The sequence below is a fragment of the Corynebacterium sp. NML98-0116 genome (genome assembly GCF_001767255.1).
GTDB classification, from domain to species: domain Bacteria; phylum Actinomycetota; class Actinomycetes; order Mycobacteriales; family Mycobacteriaceae; genus Corynebacterium; species Corynebacterium pseudogenitalium.
The window spans coordinates 1,134,153-1,153,147 of the sequence record NZ_CP017639.1; the positions used below are offsets into that span (position 1 = coordinate 1,134,153).

The 18,995-nt window shown below is 56.5% G+C and carries 18 protein-coding genes; 16 read left to right on the forward strand and 2 right to left on the reverse strand.

From position 1 onward, the window contains the following. Window positions 1-13: 13 nt before the first annotated feature. The 5 genes from BJP05_RS05060 (at window position 14) to BJP05_RS05080 (ending at window position 5,786) form a co-directional block, all read left to right on the forward strand. Entirely contained in the window at window positions 14-277 is a 264-nt protein-coding gene (locus BJP05_RS05060; RefSeq protein ID WP_070362457.1) for a phosphoribosyl-ATP diphosphatase, read from the forward strand. Between the two features lie 12 nt (window positions 278-289). Further along, entirely contained in the window at window positions 290-1,138 is an 849-nt protein-coding gene (hisG, locus tag BJP05_RS05065; RefSeq protein ID WP_070362458.1) for an ATP phosphoribosyltransferase, read from the forward strand. A gap of 101 nt (window positions 1,139-1,239) precedes the next feature. Then, window positions 1,240-2,661, forward strand: a complete 1,422-nt coding sequence (aspA, locus tag BJP05_RS05070) for an aspartate ammonia-lyase (RefSeq protein ID WP_070362459.1) — start codon at window positions 1,240-1,242, stop codon at window positions 2,659-2,661. A gap of 104 nt (window positions 2,662-2,765) precedes the next feature. Then, the gene (locus BJP05_RS05075; RefSeq protein WP_070362460.1) at window positions 2,766-4,079 is read left to right on the forward strand and encodes an anaerobic C4-dicarboxylate transporter; all 1,314 of its coding nucleotides are present in this window, start codon (window positions 2,766-2,768) and stop codon (window positions 4,077-4,079) included. Window positions 4,080-4,094: 15 nt separating this feature from the next. Then, the gene (locus BJP05_RS05080) at window positions 4,095-5,786 is read left to right on the forward strand and encodes a formate--tetrahydrofolate ligase (protein WP_070362461.1); all 1,692 of its coding nucleotides are present in this window, start codon (window positions 4,095-4,097) and stop codon (window positions 5,784-5,786) included. Between the two features lie 29 nt (window positions 5,787-5,815). On the opposite strand, the gene BJP05_RS05085 is transcribed toward BJP05_RS05080, so the two are convergent. Continuing rightward, window positions 5,816-6,625 (reverse strand): RecB family exonuclease, encoded by an 810-nt coding sequence (locus BJP05_RS05085; RefSeq protein ID WP_070362462.1) that lies wholly within the window; start codon window positions 6,623-6,625, stop codon window positions 5,816-5,818. Between the two features lie 44 nt (window positions 6,626-6,669). Here BJP05_RS05085 and BJP05_RS05090 point away from each other — a divergent pair, with 44 nt between their 5' ends. From BJP05_RS05090 to arc, 3 genes are read left to right on the forward strand one after another with little or no spacing between them, the layout of a single operon-like run. Beyond that, window positions 6,670-7,914 carry a M18 family aminopeptidase gene (locus tag BJP05_RS05090; RefSeq protein WP_070362463.1) on the forward strand — a complete coding sequence of 415 codons (1,245 nt, stop codon included), beginning with the start codon at window positions 6,670-6,672 and terminating at the stop codon, window positions 7,912-7,914. Window positions 7,915-7,929: 15 nt separating this feature from the next. Beyond that, the gene (locus BJP05_RS05095; protein ID WP_070362464.1) at window positions 7,930-8,763 is read left to right on the forward strand and encodes a tRNA (adenine-N1)-methyltransferase; all 834 of its coding nucleotides are present in this window, start codon (window positions 7,930-7,932) and stop codon (window positions 8,761-8,763) included. Between the two features lie 10 nt (window positions 8,764-8,773). Further along, window positions 8,774-10,291: a proteasome ATPase gene (gene arc / locus BJP05_RS05100; protein ID WP_070362465.1), complete on the forward strand. Its 1,518-nt coding sequence runs from the start codon at window positions 8,774-8,776 to the stop codon at window positions 10,289-10,291. Here arc and BJP05_RS05105 read toward each other — a convergent pair. After that, complete coding sequence (locus BJP05_RS05105) at window positions 10,280-11,713, reverse strand: PLP-dependent aminotransferase family protein (RefSeq protein WP_168156181.1); 1,434 nt, start codon at window positions 11,711-11,713, stop codon at window positions 10,280-10,282. The genes arc and BJP05_RS05105 overlap by 12 nt on opposite strands. 10 nt (window positions 11,714-11,723) lie before the next feature. Between BJP05_RS05105 and pdxS the strand changes: the two genes are divergently transcribed. The 8 genes from pdxS to tatC all read left to right on the forward strand — a co-directional run bounded on the left by pdxS (window position 11,724) and on the right by tatC (window position 18,995). After that, the gene (gene pdxS / locus BJP05_RS05110) at window positions 11,724-12,608 is read left to right on the forward strand and encodes a pyridoxal 5'-phosphate synthase lyase subunit PdxS (protein WP_369822092.1); all 885 of its coding nucleotides are present in this window, start codon (window positions 11,724-11,726) and stop codon (window positions 12,606-12,608) included. A 41-nt stretch (window positions 12,609-12,649) separates the two neighbouring features. Further along, window positions 12,650-14,161: a depupylase/deamidase Dop gene (gene dop, locus BJP05_RS05115; RefSeq protein ID WP_070362467.1), complete on the forward strand. Its 1,512-nt coding sequence runs from the start codon at window positions 12,650-12,652 to the stop codon at window positions 14,159-14,161. Continuing rightward, window positions 14,154-14,339: a ubiquitin-like protein Pup gene (locus BJP05_RS05120; RefSeq protein WP_070362468.1), complete on the forward strand. Its 186-nt coding sequence runs from the start codon at window positions 14,154-14,156 to the stop codon at window positions 14,337-14,339. Before dop ends, BJP05_RS05120 begins: the two co-directional genes overlap by 8 nt. Next, entirely contained in the window at window positions 14,336-15,751 is a 1,416-nt protein-coding gene (gene pafA, locus BJP05_RS05125; protein WP_070362469.1) for a Pup--protein ligase, read from the forward strand. Before BJP05_RS05120 ends, pafA begins: the two co-directional genes overlap by 4 nt. Continuing rightward, window positions 15,741-16,697, forward strand: a complete 957-nt coding sequence (locus BJP05_RS05130; protein WP_070362470.1) for a YafY family protein — start codon at window positions 15,741-15,743, stop codon at window positions 16,695-16,697. The genes pafA and BJP05_RS05130 overlap by 11 nt, the downstream gene beginning before the upstream one ends. Then, window positions 16,694-17,635, forward strand: a complete 942-nt coding sequence (locus BJP05_RS05135; RefSeq protein ID WP_070362471.1) for a YafY family protein — start codon at window positions 16,694-16,696, stop codon at window positions 17,633-17,635. Before BJP05_RS05130 ends, BJP05_RS05135 begins: the two co-directional genes overlap by 4 nt. 36 nt (window positions 17,636-17,671) lie before the next feature. Further along, window positions 17,672-17,962 (forward strand): Sec-independent protein translocase subunit TatA, encoded by a 291-nt coding sequence (gene tatA / locus BJP05_RS05140; protein ID WP_070362472.1) that lies wholly within the window; start codon window positions 17,672-17,674, stop codon window positions 17,960-17,962. 115 nt (window positions 17,963-18,077) lie between these two features. Continuing rightward, window positions 18,078-18,995 (forward strand): twin-arginine translocase subunit TatC, encoded by a 918-nt coding sequence (gene tatC, locus BJP05_RS05145; protein WP_070362473.1) that lies wholly within the window; start codon window positions 18,078-18,080, stop codon window positions 18,993-18,995.

An 18,995-nucleotide genomic window follows, 5' to 3' on the forward strand; every position in this document is an offset into this window, starting at 1 on the left:
TAAGGTGTTGTGCGTGAAGGACTTCGATCAACTTTTTGCTCAGCTCACTGAAACTGCCGACTCCAAGCGCCCTGACTCAAGCACGGTGCAAGCGTTAGAGAAGGGCGCCCATTTCATCGGCAAGAAAATCATCGAAGAAGCTGGTGAAGTGTGGATCGCTGCCGAGTATCAGTCTGACGAGGAGCTGGCGGAGGAAATGAGCCAGCTGATGTACTGGACCCAGGTAATGATGCTGCAACGAGGTCTTACCCCTGATGACATCTATAAATACCTCTAAGGATTTCGCCTGATGATTAAGTTTGCGGTTCCAAATAAAGGCTCTTTGTCAGAGAAGGCGCTCCAGATTCTCAAAGAGGCCGGTTACAAGGGGAGGGGCACGTCAAAAGCCCTGAATATCTGGGATGAAGAAAACGGTATTGAGTTCTTCTTCCTGCGCCCAAACGACATCGCTATTTACGTTGCTCAAGGCCACCTTGACCTGGGTATCACTGGGCGAGATTTGGCACTCAATTCCCATGCCGAAGTAGAAGAAGTACTTCCGTTGAGCTTTGGTGCATCGACATTCCGGTTTGCTGCCCCGCAGTCTGAAACGTGGGCGGTGCCTGATTTGGAAGGTAAGCGGATAGCAACTTCATACCCGCACCTCGTGATTGACTATCTTGACGGGCTCGGCATCACTCCGAAGGAAGTCATTGAGCTTGACGGCGCTGTTGAGATTTCGATCAAGTTGGGCGTCGCGGACGTTATTGCTGACGTCGTATCCACTGGTACGACGCTACGACAACATGGGCTGGCACCATTTGGGGAGCCCATTCTTGCCAGCGAAGCCGTCGTCATCAAGCGTAAGGGCGTAACGCTAGCAAACGAACATGAGGTAGTGCTTCAGCGTATCCGCGGCATCTTGAACGCAGAGAACTTCCTGATGCTCGATTACAACATTTGCAGAGATGACCTCGACAAAGCCAGCGAACTTACACCAGGCATGACGGGGCCGACTGTCTCGCCGCTGTCGCGCGACAACTGGGTCGCGGTGCGCGCTATGGTTCCGCGAACCCAAGCGAATGCGGTTATGGACGCTCTCTCTGAAATTGGCGCGGAAGCCATTTTGGCCACTCAGCTGCGCATTGCACGCCTATAGGATTTTCAATTAATCACCGATAAGTCACCCCTATCCCTATTATTGGGGTGACTAGGTGGCCCAAAAGTTGTATAGCGTCGAATTTGCGTACAATCAGTGGCATGAGTAATCGAATTGAAGAAGATCTGCTTGGCACACTCGAAGTGCCCTCCGACGTCTACTACGGCATCCACACCCTGCGTGCCGTCCACAACTTCCCGATCTCCGGCCAGACCATCAATGACCTGCCAGAGTTCATTCGTGGCATGGTGGAAGTAAAGAAAGCCACCGCACTGGCCAACAACCGCCTCCACGTTCTGCCAAAGAAGAAGGCGGACGCCATCGTCAAGGCCTGCGACGAGATCCTCGACAACGGTCGCTGCATGGACCAGTTCCCAATCGACCAGTTCCAAGGTGGCGCTGGCACGTCCCTGAACATGAACACCAACGAGGTTGTCGCAAACCTCGCTCTTGAGATCCTCGGTGAAGAAAAGGGTAGCTACGACATCATCAACCCGAATGATGACGTCAACATGTCCCAGTCCACCAACGACGCATACCCGACCGGCCTTCGCCTCGGTGTGTACTACGCCGTCCAGGGCCTGCTGACCGAGCTTGAGGAGCTCACCAAGGCGCTCAACGCTAAGGGTGAAGAGTTCGACGACATCATCAAGATGGGGCGCACCCAGCTCCAGGACGCAGTCCCGATGACGCTCGGCCAGGAATTCACTGGCTTCGGCGCACTGCTTGAGGAGGAACTGGACGTCATCAAGTCCGCAGCACAAGCACTGCTGACCGTCAACCTCGGTGCAACCGCAATTGGTACCGAGCTCAACACTCCAGACGGCTACCGTCAGAAGATCGTTGAGGCTCTCGCGGAAGTCACCAAGCTGGATATCAAGGGCGCACCGAACCTGATTGAGGCAACGTCCGATACCGGCGACTACGTATGGATGCACTCCGCACTGAAGCGCGCCGCGATGAAGATCTCTAAGGTATGTAACGACCTGCGCCTGCTGTCCTCCGGCCCACGTGCTGGCCTGAACGAGATCAACCTGCCGGAAATGCAGGCTGGCTCTTCGATCATGCCTGCGAAGGTGAACCCTGTCATCCCTGAGGTTGTAAACCAGGTGTGCTTCAAGGTCTTCGGCAACGACGTTGCCGTCCTGACCGCATCTGAGGCTGGCCAGCTCCAGCTCAATGTCATGGAGCCGGTAGTTGCCGAGGCCCTGTTCAATTCCATCCGTCTCCTCACCAACGCAGTCCGTACGCTGCGTGAGAAGTGCATCGTTGGCATCACCGCTAACAAGGATGTGTGTGAGGCCTTTGTGAACAACTCCATCGGCATCATCACATACCTGAACCCAGTGATCGGCCACCACAATGGTGACGTCATCGGTAAGGAAGCTGCTGCTACGGGTAAGAGCGTTCGTGATCTTGTTCTCGAGCGTGGCCTGCTCACGGAGGAGGAGCTGAAGGTTGTGCTGGGCAAGGACAACTTGATGCACCCAGAGTACCGCGGCGAATTTTTCGACGAGGACTAATCAACCAAAAGTAGTAAATCTCACACTCCCCTGATTCGGTAGTTATCGCCTCTTAGTGCGATAATGGAAGCGAATACTAATTCGACCGAATCAGGGGAGTTCCTGTGTTACTTGTGATACAACTCATCATCCTGTTCGGCGCCATTGTTCTCGGCGCCCGGATGGGTTCCATTGCTATCGGTTTTGCCGGTGGCCTTGGCGTTTTGCTTCTCGGACTCACTGGTATGTCCGTAACCGCCGATGACATCCCCTTTGATGTCATCGGCATCATCATGTGTGTGATCGCTGCTATTTCTGCAATGCAGCTGGCGGGGGGCATGGACTATCTCGTGTACCTCGCTGAGAAGTTCCTACGCCGCAATCCAAAGCGCGTCACGGTGTACGCGCCAATCGTTACTTGGTTGATGACCGTGCTGGCAGGCACTGGCCACACCGCTTTTTCCACTCTTCCAGTTATCGTTGAGGTTGCTAAGGAGGGCGAAGTTCGCCCATCCCGCCCGCTTTCGGTCGCAGTCATCGCATCGCAGATGGCAATCGTGGCTTCCCCGATTTCGGCAGCAGTCGTCTTTATGGCCTCCGTGCTTGAGCCTCTGGGCGTCGGCTACCTGCAGTTGCTCGGCGTCATGATTCCTGCGACCTTCCTCGCGATTTTCCCAACCGCTTGGGTTTCGAACAAGCTTGGTAAAGACCTCGTTGACGACGAGGTGTACCAGCGTCGCCTCGCAGACGGTCTCGTAGCAAAGTCGAGCACCACCGAAGACAGCTACAAGCCGAAGGATGGCGCAAAGGCCTCCGTGTGGATCTTCCTTGTCGCGATTGTCATCGTTATGTTCTACGCGACGATCATCTCCGATCAGATCGGTCTCATCGAGAACCCAACCGTCCCTCGTAACGAGGCAATCATGGCGATCATGCTTTCCGCTGCCGCTGCGATCCTGCTTATTACGAAGTCTCGCGCAGCTGAGGTCTTGAACACCCAGGTGTTCCGTTCCGGCATGTCTGCTTCTGTGTGTGTGCTTGGTGTTGCATGGCTGGGTACGACCTTTATTAACCACTACATTGAGGACATTCAAAACATTGCTGGTGACGTCCTGACGGCACAGCCATGGCTGCTCGCAGTCGTTCTGTTCTTCGCCGCATCTCTGCTCTACTCGCAGGCTGCCACCGCGAAGGCACTTATCCCAGCTGCTCTCGCAATTGGCGTCAGCCCGCTCACCGCTGTTGCAGCATTCCCAGCAGTGTCCGCACTGTTCGTGCTTCCGACGTACCCAACCCTGCTTGCAGCAGTGGAGATGGACGATACAGGCTCGACCCGAATCGGCAAGTACGTCTTCGACCACCCATTCATTCTGCCGGGTATCGTCTGCATCGCAGTCTCGGTAATTCTCGGCTACCTCATTGGGGCGGTGCTGATTTAAAGCTAAACTAGGGGCATGTCTACACAACATCACGACAGCCCCAAGTCCGAAGTTCTAACTGATGTGGAGATCGCTCAAGCGCATACGCTTGAACCGATCTCCACTATTGCGTTCAAGGCCGGTATTTCCGAAGATGCGCTGATTCCATATGGCAAGTACATGGCCAAGGTCGACCCCTCGCTTGTCAAGGACGATAAGCAAGGCAAGATCATTCTTGTCACAGGTGTTTCCCCAACCCCAGCGGGGGAGGGGAAATCCACCACACTGATTGGCTTAACTGATGCGTTTACAAACCTCGGCAAGAACGCCATTGTTGCTTTGCGGGAACCTTCTCTCGGCCCTGTGATGGGTTTGAAGGGCGGCGCGGCAGGTGGTGGCTACTCGCAGGTGGTTCCGATGGAGAACATTAACCTCCACTTCACTGGGGACTTCCACGCGATTACCAGTGCGAACAATACGTTGGCTGCGATGATCGACAACCACATTCACCAGGGCAACGAGTTGAATATCGACCCGCGGCGTATTACGTGGCAGCGGTGCTTGGACGTCAACGATCGTTCCCTGCGAAACGTAGTAACTGGTCTGGGGGGACCAGCCCACGGAGTACCGACGGAGACTGGATTTACGATTACTGCGGCTTCGGAAATTATGGCAATCCTCGGTCTTGCGAACGACCTTGACGACCTCCACGAACGCCTGGCACAAATCACTGTCGGTTTTACCTACGATCGCAAGCCGGTGACTGCGGGTGAGCTTAATGCAGCCGGGGCTATGACAGCGCTGCTAAAAGACGCATTGAAGCCGAACCTTGTGCAGACCATGGGTGGCACTCCTGCATTTATCCATGGCGGTCCGTTTGCAAACATTGCCCATGGTTGCAACACCTTGATTGCCACGAAGACAGCACAGAAGTGTGCTGACTACGTCTTTACGGAAGCGGGATTCGGGGCTGATCTCGGCGCGGAAAAGTTCTTCGATATCAAGTCACATTACGGTGACCTCGACGTGGCTGGCGCGGTAGTGGTCGCCACTATCCGTTCTATCAAGTACAACGGTGGTGTTGACCGCTCCGATCTCAAGGCTGAAAATATTGATGCGCTGGCGAAGGGCATTGTGAACCTTGAGCGGCACGTCGAAAACCTTCGTAAATTTGGTGTCCGCCCTGTCGTGGCGCTCAACCTGTTCACTTCTGACACGGATCGCGAGCGCGCTTGGATGGCAAAGTGGGCAAAGGATTTCGGTGTTGCACTGGAAGAGGCCGAGGTATGGGCGCATGGCGGTAAAGGCGCCGAGAAGCTGGCAAAGACGGTCCTTGACAACCTGGTCGAAGGTGCTTCGTCATCGCTGTACAACCCGGAGGAAGGTGTCGAGCAGTCAATCGAGACGATTGCCCGCGAGGTATACCGCGCGGCAGACGTTCAGTACTCGGATGCGGCGCGGAAAGACCTCGAGAACTTGCGTGTGAGTGGTGCAGATGCCCTACCGGTATGTATCTCAAAAACGCAGTACTCGTTTAGCGACGACCCCTCTCGCCTCGGAGCGCCCGAGGGCCACACGTTGCATGTGCGTCAGCTCATTCCGCGTACGGGTGCCGGATTCGTACTAGCACTCACTGGTGCTGTGATGACAATGCCTGGCCTGCCGAAAAAACCAGCAGCCAACAACATTGATGTTGATTCGAGTGGCAACATCAAGGGGCTATTCTAGTTTTAGCCTGCAGTGGTCCGTCGCGGTGTTTACTCCACATCCGCCGCGGACCCCGGCCACCCAGGGTACTGCGGTGGCGTCCCTCCGAACTCCGGGCAGTACGCCTGAAACGCACACCAATCACAGAGCCTGGAACGTTTTGGTCGGAACTGTCCGGTTTCACCGTCACGGGTAATTTTGGCCCAAAGTTCACCGAGGTCGCGCTCGAAGTACTCGAGTTCTTCACTTGAAGGGGTAAGGAAGAGCGAGTCTGCCACCTTGAGATACATGAGCCGCAGTTGATCAGGTATTTCGTTGAAAAGCCGCCAGTACACCAGTGCGTAGAAGCGCATCTGGAACTTCGCGTCGTGTGAGAACCTTGGCTGTGGTTTCTTGCCGGTCTTGTAGTCAACGACCCTGATTTCACCAGTTGGCGCGACGTCAACGCGGTCGATGAAGCCTCGCACGGGCACACCGTTGGGCAGCACAGTATTGACGTACATTTCTTGCTTGTGTGAGTCAAAGCCAAGTGGGTTTTCCATCTGGAAATATCCGCGTAGGAGCGTGCGGGCGTCGATAAAAAGCAGTTGTTCGTCCTCGATGGGGTCTGCAACGCTGGGGTCCTGTTCGCACATCTTCTGCCATGCGGGGACGATGAGTTTCACCGCCGCAGGGTAGGTGCGTTGTTCGCGTTCCATCCCAAACAGTTCCTCGAGGACGGCATGCACGAGGGTGCCTTTGACCTGGGGTTCAGTTTTGGGTTCTTCGATTTTGTCGATCGCTCGCAGCCTGTAGAGCAGTGGGCACTGCTGGTAGTCGGACGCGCGCGAGGGGGACAGGGCTAACGGTTTCGCTTTCATATTCGTCCTATCCTAGTGGTTTCTCTCGAGCTAGACTCGCACGTATGACTACATCGATTGATTCGTTTCTTCGATTTCTTAGCGCAAGCCCGAGCGCGTTCCACGCAGCTAGCCAAGTTCGCTCGATGCTCGTAGGCAAAGGATTTCTTGACGACGCCAGCTCCACTGCATCTCCCACAACTCCGGGTGGCCATGTGGCCGTCGAAGGAGGGGCAGTCGTAGCGTGGTGGATACCCGAAGAGTTTGACTCCGAGACCAGCCGATTTCGGATTGTTGGGTCACATACGGATTCCCCGGGGCTTATGGTGAAGCCGAGGCCTGACGTTGAGGGAGAGGGGATACATCAGGTGGCAGTTGAGGTCTACGGCGGGCCGATTTTGCAGAGTTGGTTCGACCGTGACCTTGCCTTTGCGGGGCGTGTGGTGGACGCGAGTGGGAAGACCCACTTGGTAAATTCTGGTCCGATTGCTCGGGTCCCGAACCTCGCAATTCACTTGTACCGAGCGGATACGCCTCCGGTTGAGCGCCAACAACACACGCAACCGGTGCTCGGCGTGGATCGTCCGCTGCTAGACATCATCGCTGAGCAGATCGGGCTCGACGGTGAGCAGGTAGTTGCACATGAACTGATCTCGGTGGATACGCAAGAAGGTGCAGTGATTGGTGACATGCTGATGGCTGGTCGGCTAGACAACCTTTCGAGCGTGTGGGCGAGCCTAGAAGCGCTGATTGAAGCCCAACGTGAGGCAACACATTCCGATGTATTGGTTCTCGTCGCGTTCAACCACGAAGAGGTCGGTTCAAACTCACCGACGGGCGCAGCAGGCCCACTACTCGAGCGATTCCTACGACGAATCGCGTCCGGGCTGGGGGTCAATGACTTCCTGAGCCTCTGCGCTAGGTCTTCGATGATCTCAGCCGACGCTGCTCACGCGGTGCACCCGAACTATGCAACAAAGCACGATCCTTCGCATCGCCCTTTGCTGAACGCCGGGCCTGTCCTGAAGGTGAACGCAAATCAGCGCTACGCTTCCGACGCGGAAACTGAGGCAACGTGGCTTCGCGCTTGCGAGGCGGCGAGTGTGCCGAACCAGGTGTTCGTCGGAAACAACGACGTCCCTTGCGGTTCGACGATCGGACCTATCGCCGCGACTCGCCTTGGCATCCCTACCGTAGACGTTGGTGTTCCGTTGCTCTCGATGCACTCCGCCCGTGAAATGTGTGGGGTAGAGGATATGAAGTGGTTTGTACAGGCGCTCCACGCCTTTTACACGGATGCGCGAGTGTAAGGCATACTGAACAACATGTATTCAGGTCCATTTCGCGTTGGCGATAAAGTCCAACTCACGGACGCAAAGCGTCGCCACTTCACCATCCAACTCGTTGAAGGAGGGCAGTTTCACTCACATAAGGGGATTGTCAGCCACGACGACATCATCGGCGCGCACGAAGGCTCGGTGGTGAAGTCCACCTTGGGTGCGGACTATCTCTGTTTCAGGCACCTGCTTGTTGATCACGTGTTATCCATGCCACGTGGCGCCGCGGTCATTTATCCAAAGGATGCCGCTCAGATTCTTGTCGAGGGCGACATTTTTATGGGTGCGCGCGTGTTGGAGGCCGGCGCAGGTTCCGGTGCTCTCACGATGTCGCTCTTGCGTGCTGTCGGCCCCGATGGCCATGTGTTTTCCTACGAGATCCGCGATGATCATCTGAAGTTCGCGAAAGACAACGTAGAGGACTACTTCAACGGTCGCCCTGATTGGTGGACACCACGTCTGGGAGATTTCGGTGAGGTCACTCAAGAGGACCTTGATGGACCAGTTGACCGCGTGATCTTGGACATGGTTGAGCCGTGGCACTTCATCGACACCGTCAAGAATGTGTTGATCCCCGGTGGCGTTTTCATGACCTACGTGGCAACCGTCCCGCAGCTGATGAACATTATGGAGGGCATCCGCGAGGCAAAGTGCTTTACGGAACCTCGCGCATGGGAAACCCTGCTGCGTGAATGGAAGGTCGAAGGTCTGGCAACTCGGCCAGAACACCGCATGAACGCGCACACTGCATTTCTCGTGTGGACGCGCCGACTCGCAGACGGAGTGACACCACCTCGTCCGCAACGGCGCGCGCGTCGCTAAGATTCCTTGTATGACTGAACGCTTGCCCGAAGTCCAGGTACTCACACGCGACAACCAGCAGCTCCGCGCGCGCAATGCACAGCTTGCGGACATGCTCAAAACCAGTCGGGACAAGCTGCAAGAGCTCTACGAACAGGTCGAGTCCCTCGGCGACCCAGCTTCGACGTACGGCCTGTTCCTTGCGTCCACTGGCAATGGGACAGACGCTGAAGTCTTTACAAGCGGTCGGCACATGCGTGTCAAGGTCGCGCCAACGATCGCGATCGACCGAGTGAAGCCGGGGTCGCTGGTGAGGCTTGGCGATGGCAGCGTGGTACTCGAGGTCTGCCAATATCCTGCTGTGGGCCAGCTAGCTACGCTCGTTGAAAAGCTGGACGCCGGTCGCGCTATTGTGCAAGACATCCAGGGAACGGAGCACGTCGTACGGCTTACAGACGAGCTACAGCGTGAAAGCCGTGCCGGTGACACGTTGCTTACTGATGTGCGCGCACAGTTCGCGTTTGAGCGCATTGCAAAGACCGAGGTGAACCAGCTTTCACTCGAAGAAGTACCCGATGTGACGTATGAGGACATCGGCGGGCTCCAAGAACAGATTGAGCTCATCCACGATGCGGTTGAGCTGCCGTTCGCGCACCCTCACCTTTACCAGCAGTATGACTTGAAGCCCCCGAAGGGCCTGCTACTGTACGGCCCGCCCGGGTGCGGTAAGACGCTGATTGCGAAAGCGGTCGCGAATTCGTTGGCGCACCGGCTTGGTCATAGTGCGTCGGCGCACTTCATCAACGTGAAGGGCCCCGAGCTGCTGAATAAGTTCGTGGGAGAGACCGAGCGTAGAATCCGGCTGATTTTCGAGCGTGCGAGGGAGCTCGCCTCGGAAGGTCGCCCCGTGATCATTTTCTTCGATGAGATGGAGTCGATCTTCCGTACCCGCGGTTCGGGGGTGTCCTCCGATATGGAAACGACAGTTGTGCCGCAGCTGCTCACAGAGATTGACGGCGTAGAAGATATTTCGAACGTCATCGTCATCGGCGCGACGAATAGGGAAGAGCTCATTGACCCTGCGATTCTCCGACCTGGACGCCTCGATATCAAGGTGCGGATTTCACGCCCGACTAAAGCTGAGGCCCTCGATATCTTCGGCCGGTACTTACGCCCTGAAGTCCCTCACGCAGCTCCTATCGAGGAGCTTGCACAGATCGCCGTCGAGGAGTTGTTCGCGCCGCGGCCTTTCGTCCGTCTCCGGTTGATTGATGGCTCTGAGGAGACGTTGCACTACTCTGACTTTGTCTCTGGTGCGATGATCGCGAACATTGTCAGCCGCGCCAAAAAGCTTGCTATCAAGGACGCTATTTCCGGCGAGTCAGATACCGGCGTTACTGCGGAGCACCTGCGTGCGGCGGTTCGCGCGGAGCAGCAGGAAAATGAGGACCTGCCAAATACTGCCGACCCAGATACTTGGTCGCGCCTAGCCGGTCGACATGGCAAGCAGGTGGTCGCTGTGGAGGTCGTCGCTAGGTCAGCATCCTAGAAACTCAGTGAGGGAGCGCGTTGCGGCATCAAAGTCTTGGTCGCTCAGCGTAGAGAAACTGAGCAGTGCAAAACAGTCTTCGCCAGCGCCAGTTGAATCACCGGTCGCGCAAACGCAGCCGACGCGTTTCAGCTGCTCCCTGAAGCGCTGCAGATCGCGTTGATGAGAAAACTCAACGATAATGTCAGCGCTACTCGTGTTGCTCATGGTGGCGTTGCTCGCACCACTGGCTTCGGCAATACGCTCGAGGAGTGGGGTTACCTGTCGACGCCGCTTCGCAAGCCGAGTGTGAAACGCCTTGGTGCTTTTCCGGACGGTGCCATCAGTCAGTAGGTGCGCGATCGCGTGTTGGGTAACTGTCGATACCGGCATTCCTAGCACTTCCCGGGTCTCTTGCACCGAGGAAAACGTATCCGGTGTGGTGACGATGTAGCCGGCGGAAAGCTGCTTGTGCAGCAGCGTTGTGAAAGTACCGAGCGTGAGCACGCTGCCTGAGTTCGGTAGAGCGCTCAGTGTCGGTTGGGGAGCGGTTCGGTAGCGCAGTTCTGTGTTGAAGTCATCCTCGATGAGCAACGTACCCGTTGCCGATGCCCATTCGAGTAACTCAACGCGTCGGCGTACTGTCATGACACCGCCAAACGGCGGCACGTGGGCTGGCGTGATGAGCAGTGCGTCGATGTCGCACGGAAGCTGCGAGACTAAGACGCCTTCGTCGTCACATTGGCAGGGCACCGTCGCATGGCCTGCGAGAGCGATCACGGAACGAATCCCGCTGGACTCCGAAGTTTCAACACCAACTCGGACGCTGTTGCCAATAGACATCAGCGTGAGCAGCAGTCCTTCGCGAGTCCCCCCGGTGACGATGACCTCCTCCGGAGCAACGTGAAGCCCACGAGCTACTCGCAGGTGCTCGGCGATTGCAGTCCGTAGTTTCGGCTCGCCTTGTGGGTCGGCCTGTTTCGGCACGCAATATGAGGCTTCGCGCCATGCACGGTGCCAGGCTGCTGGCCGGATCATGCCGTCGATACCTGATGTTGGGACCAGCGAAAGTACTGCAGGTGTTGACGCCTCGTTGGAGGCTCTTTGCCTCCGTTGTATCGACTGCTTCGGTACTCGGAGCTCAGGATGAATCCTTGTTGGTGCTCCCTGCGTGGTATCCAGATAGCCTTCGCTGATGAGCTGATCGAACGCGCTGACCACGGTCCCACGCGATACGCCGAGTTGGGCAGCAAGCTCGCGGGTAGATGCGATGGTGTCTCCGGGTCGCAGTGTGCCTTCGGCAACTGCGGTTCGGATTTGCGCTGCGATTTGGGCAGGAAGTGAAAGTGATGCGTTACGCGAGACTGGAAAGAACATACTCACCAACTGGTACAAAATATTGCTGTAAAACTGGACCTCGTAATCGTCCAGATCGTACCGCATGATGGAACCCATGACTGATTTTTCGAAACATGCAGAGTTGACCAACAGCTTGCGCGGCGGCGTCATTATGGACGTCGTGACCGCAGAGCAGGCGAAGATTGCGGAGAATGCCGGCGCCGTTGCCGTCATGGCACTTGAGCGAGTCCCGGCAGACATCCGTGCCCAGGGAGGGGTGGCGCGTATGTCCGACCCCGACCTCATCGAAGAGATCCTCGACGCGGTGGAAATTCCAGTCATGGCAAAGGCGCGCATCGGACACACGGTCGAGGCCGCGATCTTGGAGCATCTCAAAATCGATTACATCGATGAGTCCGAGGTGCTCAGCCCAGCTGACTATGTCAACCACATCGATAAGAACGCGTTCGACACCCCCTTCGTGTGCGGTGCGACAAACTTGGGTGAAGCACTTCGCCGCATCAATGAAGGCGCGTCCATGATTCGTTCCAAAGGCGAGGCTGGTACTGGTGATGTCTCCGAGGCCACGAAACATATCCGCACTATCAAAGCCCAAATCGCACAGCTGCAGGCTACGGTAGCATCTAACCCAGATGAGCTCTATGTCGCGGCGAAAGAGCTGCAAGCCCCATATGATCTGGTGAAGTACGTTGCTGAACACGGCGAGCTTCCCGTTGCCCTGTTCACCGCTGGTGGCGTTGCAACACCGGCTGACGCAGCTCTGATGATGCAGCTTGGCGCTGACGGCGTCTTCGTTGGCTCGGGCATCTTTAAGTCCGAGCATCCAGAGAAGCGCGCGGAAGCTGTCGTTCGTGCAACCCGCAACTGGCAAGACATCGCCGAAGTCACAGCAGCTTCACGCGGCCTTGGCGAGGCAATGGTTGGCATTAACGTCAGCGATCTGCCTGCGCCGCATCGCTTGGCTGAGCGCGGCTGGTAAATGCCAGCACGGGCGGTAGCGTCGCGGTACAGTCGTGAGCCATGGGACGTTTCATGGGAACAGAAACTGAGTATGGCATCACGACTCCGAGCGACCCGACGCTCAGCCCGCTCATAACCTCGACGCATGCCGTCGTGGCATACGCTGCGATGCATACGAGTGCTCGAAGCCGATGGGACTACGCGGAGGAACACCCGCTGAAGGATACTCGCGGATACGACCTCCAACGCTATCGGACGGTTCCTGTTGTCGACCCAAACGCGATTGGCGTGGCTAATGTGGTGACTACTAACGGTGCTCGGTATTACGTCGACCACGGCCATCCTGAATACTCCTCCCCGGAAGTTGATAACGCCTGGGACGCCATGCTGTACGACGCCGCTGGTGATCTCTACTTGCGGCAGTCCATGGACGACATCCGCGATCTCTGGGACGAAGGTATTTCGGTGCTTGACGGCGCTGCACCATGCCCGCCCATTAAGTTCTACAAGAACAACGTCGATGGCAAGGGCCAGTCGTACGGCAGTCACGAAAACTACCAGTACTCACGCCACACTGACTTCGCAGCGGTGGTAGAGGGGCTCATACCGTTCTTCGTCACTCGTCAGGTCATCATTGGCGCCGGACGAGTTGGCATCGGGCGCGAAAGTGAACATGCCGGTTTCCAGATTTCACAGCGCGCAGACTACTTCGAGCAGGAAATCTCACTCGAAACGACACTGAACCGAGGCATCATCAACACGCGCGACGAACCACACGCTGACGCTACACAGTTTCGACGCCTCCACGTCATCATCGGTGACGCCAACATGAGCCAGTACTCCAACTTCTTGAAGATGGGCATGACCAAACTCGTGCTCGACGCAATCGAAGCTGGAGTGGACTTCTCGGGCCTCACCATCCAGGACCCGGTTGCTGAGCTGCAACGCATCTCGCACGACCCAACGTGCACACACAAACTACTTCTTGCCAACGGTAGGCGCTGCACAGCAATCGAGGTGCTCCGGGAAATCCGAGACCGGGTGCAGGGGCTGCCAAACGAAGGGGACGTCGATAAGCGAGTGCTCGCCCTTTGGGCTGAAGTGCTCGATGATCTCGCAGTCGACCCACTACGCACCGCGGATCGCCTTGATTGGACGGCCAAGTGGGCGCTTGTGCGCTCGTTCATGGACCGAGGAGTAGCCGCGGACGACCCAAAGTTGAAAATGATCGACATCCAGTACGCCGACATAGATCCTGCGAAGTCGCTGTATCACGCACTCGTCCGAAAAGGATCGATACGGACACTGGCAAGCGATGAGGAGATTGCTCTCGCAGCAAAGAACCCGCCGAGAAACTCCCGCGCGTACTTCCGTGGCAAGGTAACCGAAAAGTTTGGGGAAGAGATCGCGGCATCGAGTTGGCAGTCCATCGTTTTCAGGATTGAGGATCGAATGGTCCGCGTGCCGCTCGACGATGTCAATGGCTGGACGTATGAGCAAACTGCCCAAATCATCAACCGCGCTACAACGGCATCGGAGCTGCTAAACGCGCTAGGGTATAAGCATGTCTAAGCAGCAACAAATGTTCGGTGGAGGAGACACCCCGGAACCGCAGAATGAAGAAGGCAACAGCGCCCAAGCCCAGGTCGAGGTGACAGGCACTGACGATTTACTCGATGAGATTGATGCCTTGCTTGACACAAACGCTGAGGAGTTTGTGCGTTCATTCGTTCAAAAAGGTGGCCAATGAGTTCCGAACACCCTGCGTTGTATGCGCGCCGAATCATGGGGGTGGAGACGGAGTTTGGGCTCGCCGCCTACGCACATGGGCAATCCATCCTTGGTCCGGAAGAGCTTTCGCGCTACCTGTTCCGGCCGGTAGTTTCGCGCTATCGGTCGTCGAATATCTTCACCCAGAACGGCTCTCGGCTCTACCTCGACGTAGGTGCGCACCCTGAAATCGCGACGCCAGAATGCGACTCGCTGATGCAGCTCTTGCAGTACGACAAGGCCGGCGAGATGCTCTACCACCAGCTTGCGCTGCATGCAGAGGAAGCCCTTGCGCAGGAGGGGACTCCGGCCCAGGTGTACCTGTTTAAGAACAACGTCGACTCACAGGGCAACTCTTACGGTGCACACGAGAATTATCTGGTGAGTCGCGAAATCGTCCTGAAGTCATTTAGCAAGCAGCTCCTGCCTTTTTTGATTACGAGACAGCTAATATGTGGCGCAGGAATGATCAATAAGGGCAAGTTTGTGCTGTCCCAGCGCGCCGACCAGGTGTGGGAAGGGGTTTCATCTGCCACCACGCGCACGCGTCCCATCATTAACACTCGAGATGAGCCACACGGAGATTCTCATCGATTCCGCCGAATGCACGTCATCGTCGGTGACTCCAACATGTCGGAAACTACGTTCGCACTCAAGGTAGGCGCGACGCAGCTGGTCATTGAGATGCTTGAGGCTGGCTTCCCGATGCCGAACGTGGAGCTCGAAGATCCGATCAAGCATATTCGAGCGATTGCGCTCGACCCGACTGGCCAAACGCTCCTTACTTGTAAAGATGGTTCAACTGTTACAGCACTCGCGGTGCAGCAACAGATTCTTGACGCCGCCACAAAATGGCTGACACAACGGCCAGACGAGGGAACCTCAAACGAGGAACTCAGTCGGGTAGTGGAGCTATGGCAAAGAGTGCTGACTGCAATCGAGACGCAGGATTTCTCTGCGGTTGACACAGAGATCGACTGGGTGATCAAACACAAGCTCTTAGAGCAAGTTCGTGAAAAACTAGACACGGACTGGTCACATCCGAAATTGGCACAGATTGATTTGACCTATCACGACATCAACCCGGAGCGTGGTCTGTTCTACCTGCTGCAACGCAAAGGCCTCGCGGCGCGTTGGACTACCGACGCGGACATTCGAATGGCTGCTGAGCAGCCTCCTGCCACGACTCGCGCCGCGCTGCGGGGCAGGTTCCTCTCAGCTGCTCGGGACTACAACGCGGAGCACAACGTCGACTGGGTGCACCTGAAAGTAAACCGTCCAGAGCCTCGAACGCTCAAGCTTCTCGATCCCTTCGAAACCGAGAACGCAGACGTCGACGCTTTGATCCAATACATCGTGGACAACCACCAACAGGAGCATCATGACACGTAGTGATGTAATGACTTCCCGGCAGCTGAACTTGGCGTTCGCGTTACTGGGGTCACCGCGTCCGAGGACACAGCAGTGGATTGCCAAGCACGTCGACGGATACGCTGATCGAACTCCAGAGGCCCTGGAAAAACTGATTAAGCGCGACGTCGACGACCTTCGCCGTGTTGGCGTGCCCGCAGAAACTCGAGCAGGCGAGGCATGGATCGAACACGATAAATATGAACTCGAGCCGCTCAACCTCACTGTTGAGGAGGCAACGGCGCTTGGTCTCGTAGTTGATCTCAGCCAGGCGGGACGCCTAGGCGCGTTTGCGCGATCCGGTTGGACAAAGATCGCGGCATCTGGCGTTACCAGGATGTTTGATAGCCCAACCATTGCGTTCGTCGACAACGACATCATCAACCTCGACCCTGATGTACTCAAGGCGGCCTTGGCTTGCGCACGCACCAAGACCCGCATGACGTTCGATTTTCAGCCAGCTCCAGGTACGTCGCTCCAGCGCCGAACGCTCGACCCGTGGAGCGTTGTACCTCTCAATAACAAGACTTACCTTGTTGGTTGGGACTGCGATCGCGGCCAGGAGCGCGTCTTCAGACTGATGAAGGTGAGCAACATCAGGAAGTCGAAGAATCAGACATCGTTTCACGACGCCACCAAGGACCCGCGTGACGTACTTCAGAACGTACTTCGTGGCCCGCTTGCCGATGCCGTGGTGGAAATTTCGGCTGGTGTAGGCGAGGAGCTATCGCTGCAAGGGGAGCGCTCAGAGGGCGCTGCAGCGGGTCTGGACCGGATAGCTGTCAGTGGGGTCGAACGCGACTGGCTCGTGCGCACTCTCGCGAGCCTTGCTCCGCATGTGCGCTCAATTACGCCGCCCGATATCCACGAAGAGGTATCTGCGCTCTTGCGCAAACAGCTTCGAGGACAGGAACGAGTTGAAGCATGAAGCAAAACACTGCAGTCGAACGCCAGGTGCGTCTGGCACGGCTTTTAAACCTGTTGTCATACCTGTCGCAGCACCCAGATCGTTCACCAATGGAAATAGCGCGGGACATCGGAACTGACGCGGAACAGGTGAAAAGCGACTTGGCGATGCTCCATTTGTCGGGAGTTGGCAATGGCCCCGGGGAGATGATTGATCTCAAACATTCGTGGACCGAGGTGACCGTCATTGATGACCAAGGTTTGAGTCGGCCCTTGCGTCTCACACCAACCGAGGCAAACACATTGTTACTACTGCTCGACTCATTCGAGACCATGCCAGGCCTGCTCGACCAAGCGGCGCTGAGTTCTGCAGCAGAGAAGTTGCGAGCTGTAGTTGGCAGTACCTCCGTGCTTGACGCGGATGGGGAGCAAAGCGATCAAGAATCCATCCTGGGGATACTTCAAAGTGGTTTGCAGCAAGGCGTTCAAGTGCAGGTGACATACTTTTCGCCTTCCTCCGATACGCTTCGTGAGCGCCAGTTGACCGGTATTCGGTTCTTTCACCAAGGTGGTCACACCTATTTCACGGCGCTGGATAGAGGAGAGGAGAAGAGCTTCCGAACTGACCGAATTCGTGAAGCTCGGTTGACCGAAGTTCCAGCCGACCGTTCTGCGGTGGGCAAGACGTTCGACGGCTCCGACCCGTTTGGCTTCGACTCCGAAAACATCGCTAACCTACTCGTATCTTCCGATGCGACATGGCTTGCGGACTACTGGGAAATCGAAATCGGTGATGCCTATGATGACGGACGGATTGAGGCAACCATGGTCTACGGGTCCGCGGACTGGCTTATCCGTTTCTGCCTTAGCCAAGGAGACCGCATCGAACTCATCGGTCCGCCAGAGCTGGCTGATGAGGCACGCCGTCGTGCGTTTTCCGGCTTAGAGGCATTAGAATAGCGGAGGACTCTACCCAAGCAGTGTGAAAGGAATCCAATGCCGAATTTAGGTTGGATGGAAATCCTCATTATTTTGGCCATCGTGCTGTTATTGTTCGGGGCAAACAAGCTTCCCGACTTGGCACGTTCGATGGGTCGCTCCGCCCGTATCTTCAAGTCTGAAGTCAAGGAGCTGCGCAACGACGACGAGACGCAAGCTACTCCGCAGCAGCCTGCGCAGAGCCAGGAACCTAAAGAAATCGCTCCTCCATCGAATCCACAGCAGCAAACAGGCCCTAACGCTCAGCAAAGTTTTTGGGACGCGCCTGAGAACCAGCACCGCCAGTAGCGTTTGTTGTTAAGGAATTCTTGGAGGTCGTAGTTCAGTGGGGCAACAGCAAGTTCCGCCTGCGCAAAAGGCAGGTCGTCGATTTCGTCGGAAGCCAAAGAATGCTACCGGCGAGATGACGCTCGTTGAACACCTGAAAGAGCTACGACGCCGCGTCATCGTCTCGCTCGTCGCAGTGTGCGTCGGCACCGTTGTGGGATTCATTTGGTATCAGTCTGCGCCTTTTCACTGGTACCCACTCGGCGAAATCATTCGAGGCCCGTACTGCAACCTCCCGACTGAGCTTCGAGCAGACTTCACAGGTGATGGCAATTGTCGTCTCTTAGCGACGGGCCCCTTCGAAATGTTCATGCTGCGGCTGAAGGTAGGCGCGCTCGCTGGGCTCGTCATGGCATCACCAGTGTGGCTGACCCAGATTTGGCGATTCATCACGCCGGGGCTCCACAAGAACGAAAAACAGTACACATTCACGTTTGTGACGCTTGCGGTACTGCTCTTCGTAGCCGGGGCGATGCTTGCGTACTTTGTTTTGGACAAAGGCCTGTACTTCCTGATGACGATGGGCAGCGAGGTGCAGATTGGCGCGCTGTCTGGTGGAAGCTACTATAACTTTTTGCTCGGGCTCATCGTCGTCTTTGGTGTGAGCTTCGAAGTCCCCCTCATCATCGTGATGCTCAACGTCGCGGGCATCATTCGTTATGAACAGGTAAAAGATAAGCGCCGGATCATCATCGTTGGGATCTTTATCTTTGCGGCGTTTATGACACCCGGCCAGGACCCGTTCTCGATGGTCGCGCTGGCACTCTCCATCACACTCCTCGTCGAGTGCGCATTCCAGTTCTGCAGGATCAATGACAAGCGCCACGCCAGGAACAGACCGGACTGGCTCGACCTCGACGACGACGAGTCCTCAGGACCTATCGACGCAGCTTCGCCCATCGAAAAGGCAGCACCGATTGGTAACGTAGCGGCCGTAGAGAAGCCAAAGCCCGTGCACACGTTTACCGAGGATCCCTTCAACGACGTACTGTAG